Source organism: Pseudomonas sp. G3-39 (genome assembly GCF_054790485.1).
Genome location: NZ_CP186497.1, coordinates 3,407,091 through 3,423,116 on the forward strand (window position 1 = coordinate 3,407,091; position 16,026 = coordinate 3,423,116).

11 protein-coding genes are annotated in these 16,026 nt (G+C 62.8%); 8 read left to right on the forward strand and 3 right to left on the reverse strand.

Features of this window, described 5'->3' with window-relative positions:
- Positions 1-3 precede the first annotated feature (3 nt).
- Genes ACOYXG_RS14965 through ACOYXG_RS14985 form a run of 5 tightly spaced genes read left to right on the forward strand, consistent with a single transcriptional unit; the run spans position 4 to position 5,881 of the window.
- Positions 4-948 carry a DUF58 domain-containing protein gene (locus ACOYXG_RS14965; protein ID WP_027613096.1) on the forward strand — a complete coding sequence of 315 codons (945 nt, stop codon included), beginning with the start codon at positions 4-6 and terminating at the stop codon, positions 946-948.
- Positions 945-1,442, forward strand: a complete 498-nt coding sequence (locus ACOYXG_RS14970; protein ID WP_007968588.1) for a DUF4381 domain-containing protein — start codon at positions 945-947, stop codon at positions 1,440-1,442. Before ACOYXG_RS14965 ends, ACOYXG_RS14970 begins: the two co-directional genes overlap by 4 nt.
- Positions 1,435-2,514, forward strand: a complete 1,080-nt coding sequence (locus ACOYXG_RS14975) for a vWA domain-containing protein (RefSeq protein ID WP_103369416.1) — start codon at positions 1,435-1,437, stop codon at positions 2,512-2,514. The genes ACOYXG_RS14970 and ACOYXG_RS14975 overlap by 8 nt, the downstream gene beginning before the upstream one ends.
- A complete protein-coding gene (locus tag ACOYXG_RS14980; protein ID WP_460352524.1) occupies positions 2,511-4,247 on the forward strand; it encodes a tetratricopeptide repeat protein in 1,737 nt (578 codons plus the stop codon). The genes ACOYXG_RS14975 and ACOYXG_RS14980 overlap by 4 nt, the downstream gene beginning before the upstream one ends.
- Positions 4,244-5,881 (forward strand): BatD family protein, encoded by a 1,638-nt coding sequence (locus tag ACOYXG_RS14985; RefSeq protein WP_460352526.1) that lies wholly within the window; start codon positions 4,244-4,246, stop codon positions 5,879-5,881. Before ACOYXG_RS14980 ends, ACOYXG_RS14985 begins: the two co-directional genes overlap by 4 nt.
- An 88-nt stretch (positions 5,882-5,969) precedes the next feature.
- Here the strand turns inward: ACOYXG_RS14985 and ACOYXG_RS14990 are convergent, their stop codons facing one another.
- Positions 5,970-9,602 (reverse strand): RCC1 domain-containing protein, encoded by a 3,633-nt coding sequence (locus tag ACOYXG_RS14990; protein WP_460352528.1) that lies wholly within the window; start codon positions 9,600-9,602, stop codon positions 5,970-5,972.
- A 242-nt stretch (positions 9,603-9,844) separates the two neighbouring features.
- Between ACOYXG_RS14990 and ACOYXG_RS14995 the strand changes: the two genes are divergently transcribed.
- The 3 genes from ACOYXG_RS14995 to ACOYXG_RS15005 are packed head-to-tail and all read left to right on the forward strand — an operon-like array spanning position 9,845 to position 15,308.
- The gene (locus tag ACOYXG_RS14995) at positions 9,845-11,089 is read left to right on the forward strand and encodes an exonuclease SbcCD subunit D C-terminal domain-containing protein (protein WP_460352530.1); all 1,245 of its coding nucleotides are present in this window, start codon (positions 9,845-9,847) and stop codon (positions 11,087-11,089) included.
- Positions 11,086-14,727: an AAA family ATPase gene (locus ACOYXG_RS15000; RefSeq protein ID WP_460352532.1), complete on the forward strand. Its 3,642-nt coding sequence runs from the start codon at positions 11,086-11,088 to the stop codon at positions 14,725-14,727. Before ACOYXG_RS14995 ends, ACOYXG_RS15000 begins: the two co-directional genes overlap by 4 nt.
- Positions 14,724-15,308 carry a glutathione S-transferase gene (locus ACOYXG_RS15005; RefSeq protein WP_460352534.1) on the forward strand — a complete coding sequence of 195 codons (585 nt, stop codon included), beginning with the start codon at positions 14,724-14,726 and terminating at the stop codon, positions 15,306-15,308. The genes ACOYXG_RS15000 and ACOYXG_RS15005 overlap by 4 nt, the downstream gene beginning before the upstream one ends.
- A gap of 171 nt (positions 15,309-15,479) precedes the next feature.
- On the opposite strand, the gene ACOYXG_RS15010 is transcribed toward ACOYXG_RS15005, so the two are convergent.
- On the reverse strand, positions 15,480-15,737 hold the full coding sequence (locus ACOYXG_RS15010) for a hypothetical protein (protein WP_047598405.1): 258 nt from the start codon (positions 15,735-15,737) through the stop codon (positions 15,480-15,482).
- Complete coding sequence (locus ACOYXG_RS15015; protein WP_027613086.1) at positions 15,734-15,943, reverse strand: hypothetical protein; 210 nt, start codon at positions 15,941-15,943, stop codon at positions 15,734-15,736. Before ACOYXG_RS15015 ends, ACOYXG_RS15010 begins: the two co-directional genes overlap by 4 nt.
- Between the last annotated feature and the right edge of the window lie 83 nt (positions 15,944-16,026).

A 16,026-nucleotide genomic window follows, 5' to 3' on the forward strand; every position in this document is an offset into this window, starting at 1 on the left:
CCCATGAACGCCCCCCTGCCGTCCGAACCGGGCATCCGCATCAGCCTCACCGATCTGATCGAGATGCGCCACCGTGTGCGCGAAGTGCAGCTGTTTTCCACACCCAGTCAGCGCAGTCCGCTGATCGGCCTGCATCACTCGAAATTCCGTGGTCGCGGGGTCGACTTCGATCAGGTGCGGGTCTATCAGGCCGGCGACGACGTGCGCACAATCGACTGGCGCGTGACCGCGCGCACCCAGGAGCCGCACACCAAGCTGTTCCATGAAGAACGCGAGCGACCGATTTTCATCATGGTCGAGCAAAGCACGCGGCTTTTTTTCGGCTCCGGGCTGATGTTCAAGTCGGTGCTCGCGGCGCAAGCGGCGGCGTTGATCGGCTGGGCCGCGCTGGGGCACAACGACCGGGTCGGCGGACTGGTGTTCGGCGACAACGAGCATTACGAAATCAAACCGCGCCGCAGCAAGCAGAGCCTGCTGCAATTGCTCAACCGCCTGGTGAAAGTCAATCAGTCGCTGCACAGCGAACGCGAGCCGGACCGCGACGCCCTCGGCGTGGCGCTGCGCCGGGCGCGTGAAGTGTTGCGTCCAGGCAGTCTGGTGATCGTGATCTGCGACGAGCGCGCGCTGTCCGACAGCGCCGAGCAGCAACTGAGCCTGCTATCGCGGCACTGCGATCTGTTGCTGTTGCCGCTGTCCGATCCACTGGATCACGCCCTGCCCGCCGCCGGGCTGCTGAGATTCGCGGAAAGAGGCGCACAGCTGGAACTCGACACGCTGAATTTCGAGCTGCGCCAGACCTATCGCGCTCAGGCCGAAGCACGCATCGCCCGCTGGGAATTGCTCGCGCAAAAACTGCGGGTGTTGTTGATGCCGTTGAGCACGCAAAGCGAAATGGTCGAGCAGATGCGCGAGTTCCTCAATCCGCAGCGCCCGGGGAGCAGTCGATGAACGGCCTCGAACAACTGCAACCGCTGATTTCCCCGCCGCCGATCGACTTCTGGCCTCCAGCACCGGGCTGGTGGCTGCTGCTGTTATTGCTGCCGTTGCTGGGCTTCGCCGTGTGGCGTTTGCGCCGGTTCATTCCGACCAGGAAACGCCCGATCGTGCGCGCCGAACAGCCGCTCGACCCCGTGCGCATCGCCGCGCTGGCCGAACTGGCACAGATGCCCAAACCCTACGACGGCGCACCGGCCGGTGCCTGGCTGCAGCAGCTCAACGGTCTGCTCAAACGCCTGTGCCGCAACCACTACCCCTACAGCCAGAGCCACACGCTCAATGGCCGCAAATGGCTGGCGTTTCTCGACAACCGTTGCCCGGCCGCTGGCCTGACGCGCTGGATGGTGCTGGTCGAAGGTGCTTACAAACCCGAATGCAAACTCGACGACAAAGCCATCGCCGGCCTGACTCAAGCCGTCGACACCTGGATTCGCAAGCATGTTTGAGTTCGCCTGGCCGTGGATCTTCGTGCTGCTGCCGCTACCGTGGCTGATGCGTCTGGTGTTGCCAGTGGCCGACAGCGGCGAGCCGGCGCTGCGCGTGAGTTTCCTCTCCGACCTCGAAGGTCTGGCACGGCGCCGGGCCCGCGCCAACCTGCCGGCGTGGCGCCAGCAAGCACCGTTCCTGCTGCTGTGGCTGTTGCTACTGAGCGCCGCCGCCCGCCCGCAATGGCTCGGCGAACCGTTGCCGATTGCCGCCAGCGGCCGCGATCTGCTGGTGGCGGTGGACGTGTCCGGCTCGATGGACTTTCCCGACATGCAGTGGCAGGACGAAGACGTCAGTCGCTTGTCGCTGGTTCAGCATCTGCTCGGCGATTTCCTTGAAAGCCGTGATGGCGACCGCGTTGGTCTGATCCTGTTCGGCAGTCAGGCCTATCTGCAGGCACCGCTGACGTTTGACCGCCATACCGTGCGCGTCTGGCTCGATGAAGCGCGCATCGGCATTGCCGGCAAGAACACCGCCATCGGCGATGCGATCGGTCTGGCGCTGAAGCGCTTGCGCATGCGTCCGGCGCAAAGCCGGGTATTGATTCTGGTCACCGACGGCGCCAACAACGGCGGCGAAATCGATCCGCTGACCGCAGCGAAACTGGCCGCCAGCGAAGGGGTGAGAATCTACCCGATCGGCATCGGCGCCGACCCCGAAGACAGTGGCAGCACCGGCCTGCTCGGGGTCAATCCGAGCCTGGACCTCGACGAGCCGGCCCTCAAAGCGATCGCCAACGCCACCGGCGGCCAATACTTCCGCGCCCGCGACGGCAAAGAGCTGCAAGCGATCCGCGACACCCTCGATCAACTCGAACCGGTGACCCAGCAACCAACCCAGGCACGCCCGGCGCAAGCCTTGTATCAGTGGCCACTGGCATTGGCCCTGCTGCTTAGCCTGTTGCTGGTCGCCCGCGAATTGTGGCCGGACAACCCGCTGCAACGCCTGTTTACCAAGGAGCTGTATCTGCAAAGTCCGCTGCCTGACTGGCGCGAGCGTCTGAAGCGCCTGCGTCCGCGGAGGCGCCGATGATCGCGCTCTGGCCGCACTGGTTCCGCCCTTGGTGGCTGCTGCTCCTGCCGCTGCTGGGCTGGCTGATCTGGCAACTCTGGCACCGGCAGAAACGCGCCGGACGCTGGCAAATGATTCTGCCGCCGGCGTTCCACGCGACGCTGCTCAGCGGTGGCAATGGGCGCGCCAGCAAGCTGCCGTGGGTCGCCCTTGGCGTGGCGTGGCTGCTGACCATCGTCGCCCTGCTCGGGCCCAGTTGGGAGCGCGTCGAACAGACCAGCCAGAAACCTGCCGACCCGTTGGTGGTGGTGCTGGAGCTGACCCCGGAAATGCTCGCCACCGACTCACCGCCAACGCGACTGGAACAGGCCCGGCGCAAGCTGTTCGACCTGTTGCAGGTACGCAGCGACGCGCAGACCGCGATCGTCGTCTACGCCGGCAGCGCGCACACGCTGGTGCCGCTGTCGGATGACCTGGCGACCAGTCGCAATCTGCTCGACGCCCTCAAGCCGTCGCTGATGCCGGAAAGCGGTCACCGCGCTGATCTCGGCGTGAGCAAAGCATTGGCCTTGCTCAAGCAGGGTGCGCTCGGTCAGGGACGGATTCTGCTGATCGGCTCCTCGCTGACCGAAGAAGAACGCCAAGGCATTCGCCACGCCCTCGGCCAGCAATCGGCACAACTGCTGATGCTCGGCATCGGCACCGCTGAAGGCGCGCCGATCGCTCAGGAGGACGGCAGTTTCCTCAAGGACGAACAAGGCGCGATCCGCGTGCCGCAACTCGACAGCCCGGGCCTTGGCGCATTCCTCGCCAGTGTCGGCGGCGAGTACCACAACGCGCGGCTGGACGAGTCCGATTTGCGCGCCCTCGGTCTGCTCGATGGCCCGCGCAGCCTGCGCGACGATGGCCAGACCGTGCGCCTCGACACTTGGGCCGATCAGGGTTACTGGCTGTTGTTGCCGCTATTGCTGCTGGCCGCCTGCGCCGGACGACGTGGCTGGTTGTTCTGCCTGCCCTTGCTGCTGTGCCTGCCGCAGCCGAGCTACGCTTTTGACTTCGAGGACCTGTGGCTGCGCCCCGATCAACAGGGCCTGCACTTGCTCAAGCAGAAACGCCCGGCCGAGGCTGCCGAACACTTCGAAGATCATCAGTGGCAAGGGGTGGCGTTGTACGAGGCCGGCGATTACAGTGGCGCCGCTCAGCGTTTCGCCGAAGGCAGCGATGCCCGCGCCCACTACAATCGTGGCAACGCGCTGGCAAAAAGTGGTGAGCTGGAAGCGGCGATCGATGCCTATGAACAGGCGCTGGAACTGCAACCGGATTTGCGCCCGGCGCTGACCAACAAGGCCTTGGTGGAAAATCTGCTCAAGCAGAAGAACACTCCGCCGCCAGCCGAGCCACAACCGCAACCGGCTCAGCCAAATGTGCCCGGCGATGAACCACCGCCAGCGACCACGCCGCCACCTGCGGTGAAAAGTGACACCCCGAGCGAGGCCCAGCCCGGCGAGTCCGCCAACGAGCCGCCGCTGACCACCCCGCCGCAACCGGGACCCAATGAAGTGCCGGGCAACGATGAAGCGGAAGAAACCGACACCGTGCCAACGCTGCGTCCGAGCGAGGACAACCTCGAAGGCGAGCAACGTCAGGCACTGGAACAATGGCTGGGCAAGATCCCCGACGATCCGGGCGAACTGCTGCGACGCAAATTCTGGTACGAACAGCAACAACATCAGGATCAGGAAAAAACTCGATGACCCGTTTCACCGCTCTCTTGCTGCCCCTGCTGCTCTGCACGGCCACCGCCCAGGCGGCCGAGCTGACGGCCAGCGTGGATCGCAGTCGCCTGAACTCCGGCGAGACGGTCGAACTCACCCTCGAAACGGATGATGTCACGCAGTTCGGCAAACCCGACCTGGCGCCGCTGGAACCGTTGTTCGAGGTGCGCGGCACACGTCAGGTCAATCAGTTGAACACCCTCAATGGCGACAACCGCGCCACCACGCGCTGGATCATCACCCTGCTGCCGAAAGAGAACGGCAGTGTGGTCATTCCGCCGCTGCAACTGGGCGAGGTGCAGAGCCAGCCGATCACCGTGCAAGTGGTCGAAAGCGACATCCGCGAAGAGAAAAACAACCTGGACCCGGTGTTCATCGAGGCCAGTCTCGACCAGTCCAGCGTGTACGTGCAGGCCCAGGCGATCCTGACCCTGCGCATCTACCACTCGGTGTCGCTGTACGACGACAGCAGCCTGACCCCGCTGCAGATCGCCGATGCACGCATCGAGCAACTGGGCGACACCCGCACTTACGAGAAAGACATCAACGGCGTGCGCCATGGCGTGATCGAGATGCGCTATGCGATCTACCCGCAGCACAGCGGTTTGCTGACCATCGCCCCGCAGACGTTCAGTGCCACGCTGGTCGATACCCAGCCCGCCCAGGACGCGACCGCGCAAGGCCCGAAACCGGGCAAGCTGCTGCACGTCAGCTCCTCAGAGATTCCGCTGACGGTCAAACCGAAACCCCTGACCTACCCCGCCGATGCGCCATGGCTGCCCGCACGAAGCCTGAGCCTGAGCGAAAGCTGGAACCCGGAGCCGGATCACCTTCAGGTCGGCGACTCCCTGACCCGCAGCCTGACTTTAAAAGCCGAAGGCCTGGCCAGTTCGCAACTGCCGGCCCTGCCCGCCACCGAGGCCAACGGCCTGCGCCGTTACCCGGATCAACCGGTGCTGAGCAACCAGAGCGGCGAGCGCGGCCTGATCGGCAGCCGTGAAGAACGCGAAGCGCTGGTGCCCAGCCGCAGCGGTGCGATCGAGTTGCCGACCGTCGACGTGATCTGGTGGAACACCTTTGAAGACCATCTGGAACACACCAGCCTGCCGGCGCGCACCCTGCAAGTAGCGAACAACCCGAGCCTGCAGGTCGACACCCCGGCCGGCACCTTGCAAGTGAACGCCGTCGATAACGATGTGTTGTGGTGGTGGAAACTCAGCACGCTGATCCTCGCCTGCACCACCCTGCTCGGCTTCGGCCTGTGGTGGCGTGCGCGCTGGCAACCGGCGGTGCACCGCGCCGCCCAAACCGGGCCGAGCCCGCGCACTTTGCTGGACGACATCAAACGGGCGTGCCAGGCGAATGATCCGCAAGCGACGCGCCAGGCGCTGGATGCATGGGCGCGGCAGCAGCCGGAGACTTTGGCAGATATGGCGGCGCGGTTTGTGCCGTTGTCGGATGCGTTGGATGGGCTCAATGGCGCGCTGTACAGCGAGACCGGCCAGCATTGGCAAGGCGAAGATCTGTGGCGGGCGATCCGTACCATTCCGGCGGCGGAACGGGTGCAGGATCCGGTGGGTGACAGCGGGTTGCCGCCGCTTTATCCGAAGTAAACAGCAAAAGATCGCAGCCTGCGGCAGCTCCTACAGGGATCACGTGTAGGAGCCGCCGCAGGCTGCGATCTTTCAGGCGTTGGCGGTGTTATGAGGTTTGTTCACTTTCCGCCGCTTCAAGCAGTCGTGTCTCACGCATTCCCAGACCACGGGACAACGCTGTAGCTTCGTAGAAGATTTTGCCGTTGAGCTGATCGGCGACGGCATCGCTGTTACCGCCGGCCGGGCCACGGCCCCAGGTCACGACTTCGCCGCTGGAGGTCAGCGCGGCGAAGGCATGGGTGTTGCCATAAATGGCGCGGACGTTGACCAGTCTTGCGGCAATGTAATCCGGGATCTCACCACCTCGATCAGCGGTCCCCCAGGCTACAACGGTGCCGTTGGCTCGCAGCGCAGCAAAAGCAACTCCCCCGCATACCACCTGTACGACGTCAGTCAGTAATGCAATCGGTGTTGGGATTGCCTGACGTCCCCATCCCACGACACGCCCGCTGCCGAGCAGTGCAACGAATGATCCATTGTTACCCGTTACCGTGCGGATGTCTGTCAATAAGGCGATCGGCGCAGGAACGCTTGCGCCAGCTGAAGGGTACCCCCAAGCAACAACGCTTCCATTGCTGCGTCGTGCGGCAAAGGCTGCTTCGGCCCCACTCAGTTCCACAATGTCTGTAAGCAGTTTGATCCTGCCAGGCACGGATCCCCCGTAACCGTAGTCTCCCCATGCAACTACAGCACCATTGGCACGCAGGGCTGCAAAGGCGTAGTCGGTAGCGACTACATCAACAACGTCAATCAACGCCGCGATGGCCGCAGGCACATTACCTCCATGGGTTTGGTGCCCCCAAGCCACCACCGAACCATTAGCCCGAAGCGCAGCAAAGGCGTGGAGGTTGCCAATCACTCTGACGACATCCCTCAGTGCAGCTACCGGCTCTGGAAGTGCTGCACCCCAAGTAGGGCTTCCCCACGCCACCAGACTCCCATCACGACGTAGCGCGACAAACGCATAACCGTTGCCGCTTACCGCTACGATATCCCGCAAAGGACTGATGGGTTCCGACACCTCTCCTCCGTTTCCACTCAGCCCCCAAGCCACTACCGCACCCGAGGCCTGTCGTGCCGCAAAGGCATAACCGCAAGCACTCAGCGATATGGCATCAGAAATGGCCGGTAACGAATCCCCCAGATCCCCACCACGGGCAGGCTTACCCCATGCCACCAGGGCTCCACGTTCGGTGCGCGCCGCAAAGGCGGCGCTATTTTCTTCTTGGCTGGCTATAAAATTACCGTTCCCGCACAGGTTCTGCGGATTGATCGTCACCTGATCATCACTGATCCGCACATGCAGCAGCCGATCCGGCCGAGTGTCACGGAACGTCGTGCCACTGACCTCGCCCTCCTCGCCGTTATAACGCCACCAGGCCCTGACCGGATGGCGGGTGGTTGCATCCAGCGCGGTCAACCACGCAGTCCCGCCGCCATAATTCTGGTAATTACCCCGCGAGCGCGCGCCCATCACCAGCAAGCGTCCTGTCCCCAGCGTTGCACGCACGTCATAAACCGCCACCCGCGAATACTGGCGACCACCGGCCTGACGCACTACGGTGCAGTCCAGCGAGATCTCCCGCCCGACGTTGGCCAACACCACCGACTGCGGCACGCTGATCAGTTTGTCGCGCCCCGCTTCTCCGCTCTCCACGCGAAACGGCACGATCGCCGTGCCGCCTCCGGCAACGCCGATCCAGCGGATCTCACCGCTGTCGCCCACCCTCAAGCCATACGCCGCAGCCAGACGCACGGTTGCACCTACCGCTGGCACCGCGCTCGCATCAATCTGGTCGCCGCGCGCGCCGTCAATTGAGGGCGGATCGAAATCCAGCAGGGCATTGCCGACCCGCAAGGTCAGTGGAAAGGAGTAACCCAGGGTTTTGCCGTCACGCACGATGAAATAGTCGATGACAATCCGGCGATTGAGATTGTTGGTCACAAACTGTTTAGGCACCGTGAACGGCACTTCCCTACCCGCAGTTTGCGCTGTAAGACGCAGTGAGCCACTGGTGCTGCCATTACTGCCTGTACCGCGCCAGCGATAATTCACCAGGTCTTCGGGCTGTGTCTGCAGATACGGCACAATCAATTTACAGCCCAGCGGCGGGACGGCTTCCGGATCGATCAACGACGTGCCAGGCACCGCCTCCTCCACGCGCGGCGTCACGAACAGCGGTTGCACTTCGCCCACCTGCATCTCGAACCGCAACGACTCGCGCACGTTGAGTGTCGCCTCATCATCATTGGCAACGGTGTAAAACACCGAGACCTGCAAGCCGTCGAAACGCTGGATCTCCGCGTTCGAGACATTGCGCAACACCGGCTCGTCATCCGGCACATCGCCAACCGGGCGCGAGTCTTCGTAATAGACGATGCCGCCGCCGGGACGCGTGGCCTCCCAGATCAGCGTCAACAGGTCACTGGCGGCGCGTCCCGCAAACCATGGAATGCGCACGGTGGCCCAATGCTCGTTCGGGTCCAGCGTACCGGCGGGGGCTTCATCCACCGTAGGAGCCGGCAGACGGATGGCCTCCCCCTCTACCGAGATACCGACACTCTTCGACGGCCGATCAGCCTCGCCTGTTCGCTTGAGTACGTAAGAGACACTGGCCCGGCCTTTGGCGATGGCCCACACCTTGTCGTTCGGGACAGTGAACGTCAGCGCAACGCCGACTCGCGTCACCGGCAACTCCAGCGGGCCATGATTGATCGGCGCGCCCTCGGCGTTAGTGCCTTGCCAGGTCAATGCGACAATGTCCTGCAACTTGAAGACGCTAGCGGGGGTATTGACCAGAACGTTCACATCGTCATCTTGCAACTCGTCGAGATCGATGACATTGCTGACAGGATCGGCCTCCAGCACGATAGGCGCATCCAGACGACTTCCTTTCAGATCCACCAAGATGCGGGTTTCCGCCGACCACGGTGACCGTGGATCCGGATAATTGCCACACTCATCGATCACCTGGTACACCACGATCACCCCGGCGCTGTCGCCCGCCTCCTCGATCAGTGCTTGATCGATGGTCACGACCAGCGGGCTGTAGTTAGGGTCGTCAGGGTCGCCAATATGTTTTTGCTCGACAAGGACGTTTTTCTCTACGCTGCCCCACGCCACCTTTACACGGTCGTTGATACGCATGAAGGGGTACGGCAGGATCGTGATCGGCACACCCGCCGCGGCCTCCCCAGGGCCGACGCCGTTGTCGATGATGCTTTGGAGAATGTGGTAGCGCAGGTTCTGGTTGCCGGGCGTTGACTGGTCGTCATCGAAGCCGCCGGGGCGATCCAGTTTGACGAAGAACCTTTGCAGCGGTGTTGACTCAGGTTCCTGAAACGGCCGGGTCACTCGATAAAAAACCGGATAGGCCTCCCCTCTGCGGATATGCCCCTCATCGATAACCCCTTTGATGAGTTCGTTTTCATCTTCCGGCTCGATGTCTTTACTCCAGACCGGCGCCTGCAGGTCGCCCCAGAACACCTCAAGCAGATCACCCGCCTCCATGACCAGCCAGGGAGGAACCAGAAATTCGACGCCTCCCTCCACGGCGGCCACCGGCAAACCACCGTCATAGCCCTGCACGGGAGTCTTGAGTTTGGTGATCCTTATGGGCTTGAGCGCGCTCACGCCTGGATCAGAAGACGTAGAGGCTGATGGTGATTGCGTTTTCATACAAGCAAATCCTCAAGTGACAGAAAGCCCCGGCCTGACGCCTTGGCGACTGCGGTATCCCATCACCCGAAGCTGCCGGCCAGCTACTGTCAGATCTGACAGTAGCGACAGACGGCATCCGCCACGACCTCCTGATCTCTCAAGCCTTTGGGCAAGTCCGCCCGTTTGCCAGTAAACTCCCCCCTCTTTAGCCGCCCATCATTTCCCCGCGGCCATCACCTATTTATGTAGCGGAGTCCACCTTGCGTCTGTTCCACACCTCCGACTGGCACCTTGGGCAAAACCTGCACGGCCAGGAGCGCGATTTCGAGCATGCGTGCTTTCTCGAATGGCTGCTGCGCCAACTGCAACTGGCGCAGCCGGATGTGCTGCTGATTGCCGGGGACATCTTTGACACGGTCAATCCGCCGGTCAAAGCTCAGGAACGCCTCTACGACTTCATCGTCAGCGCCCACGAGCAGCAGCCGTTGCTGACCATCGTGATGATCGCCGGCAACCACGATTCCGGCTCGCGCATCGAGCTGCCGGCGCCGTTGATGCGCCGCTTGCGCACCCATGCGCTGGGGCGGGTGTTGTGGCTGGATGACGGCCAGCTCGACGCCGAACGGCTGTTGCTGCCGCTGCCGAACACCCAAGGCGAAATCGCCGCGTGGTGCCTGGCGCTGCCGTTCCTGCGTCCAGCCGAAGTGACCGGTGCGCATCTGGGCGACAACTATCTGCGCGGTATCGGTCAGGTGCATGAATGGCTGATCGAAGCGGCGAATGCCAAGCGTCAGCCGGGTCAGGCGCTGGTCGCCATCAGCCACGCGCACATGGCGGGCGGCTCGGTCTCGGAAGACTCCGAGCGCAGCCTGATCATCGGTAACGCCGAAGCGCTGCCCGCCAGCCTGTTCGGGCCGAGCATCAGCTACGTCGCCCTCGGCCATTTGCACAAGCCGCAGAAGGTCAACGGTGAAGAACGCATTCGCTACAGCGGCTCGCCGATTCCGCTGTCGTTCTCGGAGATCGGCTATCAGCACCAGATTCTCGACATCACCCTCGATGGCGAAACCCTGGTCAGCGTCGAACCGAAACTGATCCCGCGCTCGGTCAACCTGCAACGCATCGGCCCGGCGCCGCTGGCGGAGATCCTGCTGCAACTGGCCGACCTGCCGAACATCGATCTGCTCGCCGAAACCCAGCGCCAGCCATGGCTGGAAGTGCGCGTAACCCTCGATGAGCCGCAGCCGGATCTGCGCCATCAGGTGGAAAACGCTCTGCAAGGCAAAGCCGTGCGTCTGGTGCGGATCGCCGCCGAGTACGCCGGCAACCGTGGCGCCGAGGGTAGCGACGACGGCAGCGCGCTGGTCGAACTGGATCAACTCACTCCGCAAGAACTGTTCAGTCGCGCCTGGCTCGACAACTATGGCAACGAGGTCGATGAGCAGACGCTCAAGGACTTCGCCGAACTGCTGCAGGACGTACAACTGGAGGGCGAGCAGCCATGAAGATTCTCGCCATTCGCTTGAAGAACCTCGCCTCGCTGGCCGGGCCGTTCGAAATCGACTTCACCGCCGAACCACTGGCCAGTGCTGGCCTGTTTGCGATCACCGGGCCGACCGGCGCCGGTAAAAGTACCTTGCTCGATGCTCTGTGCCTGGCGTTGTTCGGCGCCGTGCCGCGGCTGAACAACACTGGCCGTGACGCCAAGGTTCCGGATGCGGACGGCGAAATCACCACCGGCGACCCGCGCACCTTGCTGCGCCGTGGGACCGGTGAAGGTTACGCGGAAGTGGATTTTGTCGGCGTCGATGGCCGCCGTTACCGTGCGCGCTGGGAAGCCAACCGTGCCCGCGAGAAGGCTGGCGGCAAATTGCAGGCCAGCCGGCAGAGCCTGCGCAACATCGATCAGGATCAACTGCTCGCCAGCCAGAAAGGCGAATACAAGACCCAACTCGAAGCCGCGCTGGGCCTGAATTTCGAACAGTTCACCCGTGCCGTGCTGCTGGCCCAGAGCGAGTTCAGCGCGTTCCTCAAGGCCGACGACAACGACCGCAGCGAACTGCTGGAAAAACTCACCGACACCGCGCTCTACACCCGCCTCGGCCGCCGCGCGTTCGACAAGACCAAAGAGGCCCGCGAAGCGCACAAGCTGCTGCAGGATCAGGCCACTGGCGTCACTCCACTGGCCCCCGAAGCCCGCGCCGAGCTGGACGAACGCTTCAACGCTGCCCAGCAGCAATTGAAGTTGCAGCAAGCGCAGCTCAAGCAACTGGAACAACAGCACAGCTGGCTCAGGGATTTGCGCCAGTTGCAGGACGCGCAGCAAGCCGCCGCCGAACAATTGCAGAGTGCGCAGCAACAGTGGGAAGGCCTGGCCGGCGAGCGCCTGAAACTGACGCGCCTGGAACAACTCGCCCCGCAACGTCACCAGTTCGCGCGCAAGACCGAACTCGATGTGCAGCTGACGCCGCTGGCGGCGCAGATTGCCGCGCACACTCGCCAACACGGCGAACTCGGCGAACGCCAGACACAACTGGAACAGGCGCTCGAGTCGGCGAAAGTCGCCCTCAGCGAAGCGCAGCAGCGACACAGCGACAGCGCCCCGCTGCTGCGTCAGGCATTCGAGGAGCAAAGCACCCTCGCCCGTCTCGCCAAGGACACCGCCCTCAGCGCCGAGGCCCGCCAGTCCGCCGAGCAAGCCTGCACCGAAGGCCAGAGCGCGATTCAGGCCTTGCAGACGAAACAGGCCGAAGTCGCTGAACGCCTGCAGAAAATCGCCGCCGAGCTGGAGCAGAGTGCGGATCTGGCGCCGCTCAGCGACGCATGGAATGCCTATCGCGATCGCCTGCAACAGCTGATGCTGATCGGCAATCGCCTGAACCAGGGCCAGGCCGAACTGGCGACCCTCGAACAGAACGCCGCGCACAGCGCCGACGCGTTGGCTACGCAAAAACAGCAGTTGGAAGTGCTGTTCAAAGAGGCCGGCGCCGAGCCGGATGCCGTCGCCGAGCAGATCGGCATCCTTGGCACTCTGTTACAGGACAACCGCAAACAGCTGCGCGCCATCGAAGACCTGACACGGCTCTGGGCCAGTCAGCAGGAGCTGGAAAAACGCGGCGCCGAGCTGCAACAGCGTCTGCTCGATGCACAGCAGGAACGCGAGCGTCTGACCCAGGACGGAGTGAAAACCAAGGCCGAACTCACCGTCGCCGAACAAACCCTTAACGTCACCCGAGAACTGCTCGAGCGCCAGCGTCTGGCGCGCAGTGCCAGTGTCGAAGAGCTGCGCGCGCAGTTGCAGGACGATCAGCCGTGCCCGGTCTGTGGCAGCAACGAGCATCCGTATCATCAGCCGGAAGCGCTGCTGCAAAGCCTCGGCCGTCACGATGAATCCGAGCAGGCCAACGCGCAGCAAGCGGTGGATCAGCTCAAGGAAAAACTCACCGAGCTGCGCGCCGACGTCGGGGGCGTGATCGCCCGGCAGAAAGAGCTGTTGCAACAGCAGGAGCAATTGACCGCCCAGCTTCAGGCACTGGCGCCGAGTTTGCAGGCGCATCCGCTGGCGCCTCAGTTGCTCAATCAGGACGCCGACAAGCGTGACGCCTGGCTGACACGGCAGAACGATCAACTGAATCAGAGCATCACTCAGGACGAACAACGCCAGAGCGCCCTGCTCACCCTGCAACAGGATGCGGCGCGCCTGACCCAGCAACTGCGTAATGCCGAAACTGCGCATCAGCAAGCGGCGCAACACTTGAGCAACCAACAACGCGAACTGAGCAGCGACCGTCAGCGTCTCGACGAAGAGCTCAGCGCGTTCGCCAGTTTGCTGCCAGTCGAAACCCTCGAGGCCTTGCGCATCGAGCCGGCGACAACCTTCATGCAGCTGGATCGGCAGATTGCCGAACGTCTGGCGCAGGTTGATCAGCAGAAGGAAGAGTTGGCCGAACAGCAGCAGCGCCAGCAGACGCTGGAGAAGGAACAGGATCGCCAGCTCAGCCGCGTCCAGCAGCTGCAAAGCGCCGAGCAGCAATTCAGCGCACTGGCCGAGCAGCAGCAGGCCAGTCAGGCGAAACTGGCGCAACTGTTGGGCGAACACAGCAGCGCCGAGCACTGGCAACAGCAACTGGAACAGGCTGTGGATCAGGCGCGCAACGCCGAAACCAGCACCGCTGCGGAACTGCAGAGCGTGCGTACGCAACTTGTGCAAATTGGCGCCGAACTCAAGGCGCAACAAGAACGCTTACAGGCGCTGCAAAGCGAAGACAGCGAACTGACGCAGAAGATTGCCGACTGGCGCGCACGCCATCCTGAGCTGGATGACGGCGGCCTCGAAGACCTGCTGCGCGTCGATGACACGCAGCTCAGCGAACTGCGCCAACGCTTGCAGCACAACGAAAAAGCCATCGAACAGGCCAAAGTGCTGCTGCAGGAACGTGATCAGCGCCTGGCCGATCATCAGGCGCAGCACAACGGTAATCTCGATGCCGAGCAACTCGCCAGCGCCCTCGCCGAGCTGCAGAACCAGTTCAACCTCAGCGAGCAACAGTGCGCCGAACTGCGCGCCGAACAGGCTGAAGATCAGCGCCGGCAGAATGCCAATCAGGCACTCGCGCAGCAGATCGCCGACGCCTATGCCGAGTACCAGCGCTGGGCGCGTTTGAATGCGTTGATCGGCTCGGCCACCGGCGACACCTTCCGCAAGATCGCCCAGGCCTACAACCTCGACCTGCTGGTGCATCACGCCAACGTGCAGTTGCGCCAACTGGTCAAACGCTATCGCTTGAAACGCGGTGGCAGCATGCTCGGCCTGCTGGTGATGGATACCGAGATGGGCGACGAATTGCGCTCGGTACATTCGCTGTCCGGCGGCGAGACTTTCCTGGTGTCGCTGGCCCTTGCACTGGGGCTGGCATCGATGGCCTCCAGCACGCTGAAAATCGAATCGCTGTTCATCGACGAAGGCTTCGGCAGCCTCGACCCGGAATCGCTGCAACTGGCGATGGACGCCCTCGACGGTTTGCAGGCGCAGGGTCGCAAGGTCGCAGTGATTTCCCACGTGCAGGAAATGCACGAACGGATTCCGGTGCAGATTCAGGTGCAACGCCAGGGCAACGGCTTGAGCACCCTGGAGGTGAAATGAACACGCTGTACTCGTTCCGCCGCTGCCCGTACGCGATGCGCGCGCGAATGGCCCTGCGTTATTCGGGGGTGCCGGTGGAGATTGTCGAAGTCAGCCTCAAGGCCAAACCGGCCGCGATGCTGGCGATCTCGCCCAAAGGCACGGTGCCGGTGCTGGATGCCGATGGGCAGGTGATTGATGAAAGTCTGGAGATCATGCGCTGGGCGTTGGCGCAGCATGATCCGGACGATTGGCTACTCGGCGGGGATTCACGGATTGCCGGGTTGATTGAGGCTAATGATCAAGGGTTCAAGGTGCATTTGAACCGCTATAAATATGCCGAGCGCTACCCCGAGCAGCCGATGGAGGTTTATCGGGCTGAGGGGGCGTTGTTTTTGCAGCGGCTGGATGGGTTGCTTGAAGGTCGGGATTATTTGCTGAGTGATCATCCGTGTCTCGCGGATATCGCGTTGCTGCCGTTCGTTCGGCAGTTTGCGCATGTGGATCGCGAGTGGTTTGCGCAGACGCCTTATGTGCGGTTGCAAGCGTGGTTGCAAAGTTTTCTTGAGTCCGAGCTGTTCACGGCGATCATGAAGAAGTAACCCGAACTCCTGGTACCGAACTCCTTGTGGCGAGGGGATTCATCCCCGATGGGCGGCGAAGCTGCCCTGAAATCAGACACCTCGGTGTATCAGAATAATCCGGTTCGCCGGGTCTGGGGCCGCTTCGCGGCCCATCGGGGATGAATCCCCTCACCACAATGATCGGGTTGTCTAAGCCAAGGCGTTGCACATGCCGAGTGCCATGCAATCCACTTCAAACGGCCCGAGAAAATCGACCTCAGCCTTGATCGGCGGATTGCCGGCCAGCAACCCTTGGGAGTTGGCCCGTTCGATGTTGTGCGCGATGCTGTGATTGGCCTCTATGGCCCGAGCCAGCGCACCCACCGAGCCTTGGCCAAAGCCGAGCAACGCCGCACCATTGGTCATCAGTGCCAGCCCGGCGATGACCCAGAGTCTGTAGCCTTTCATGCGCCGCCCACTCCTGCGAGTTCAGCGCGATCAACCAGCACGTCTGCGCGGTGTTCGAACTGGATGCCGGGGTGTGCGACCTGGATCGGTGCGTCGAAGCTGTGTTGAGTTTGCGCGGCGATGCTGACAAACAGCACCAAGGCCAGGTAAAGACCGATGGCCAGGTAGGCGCCGCGCTTGGCTGAGGTAATGATTGAACTGGCCATGATGTGCTCCGTGGGCATGTTTCAGTGCCGTCAGGATCGATCAAAAAAGCCGCGGTAACCACTCAGGGTTTGCCATAGTAAAC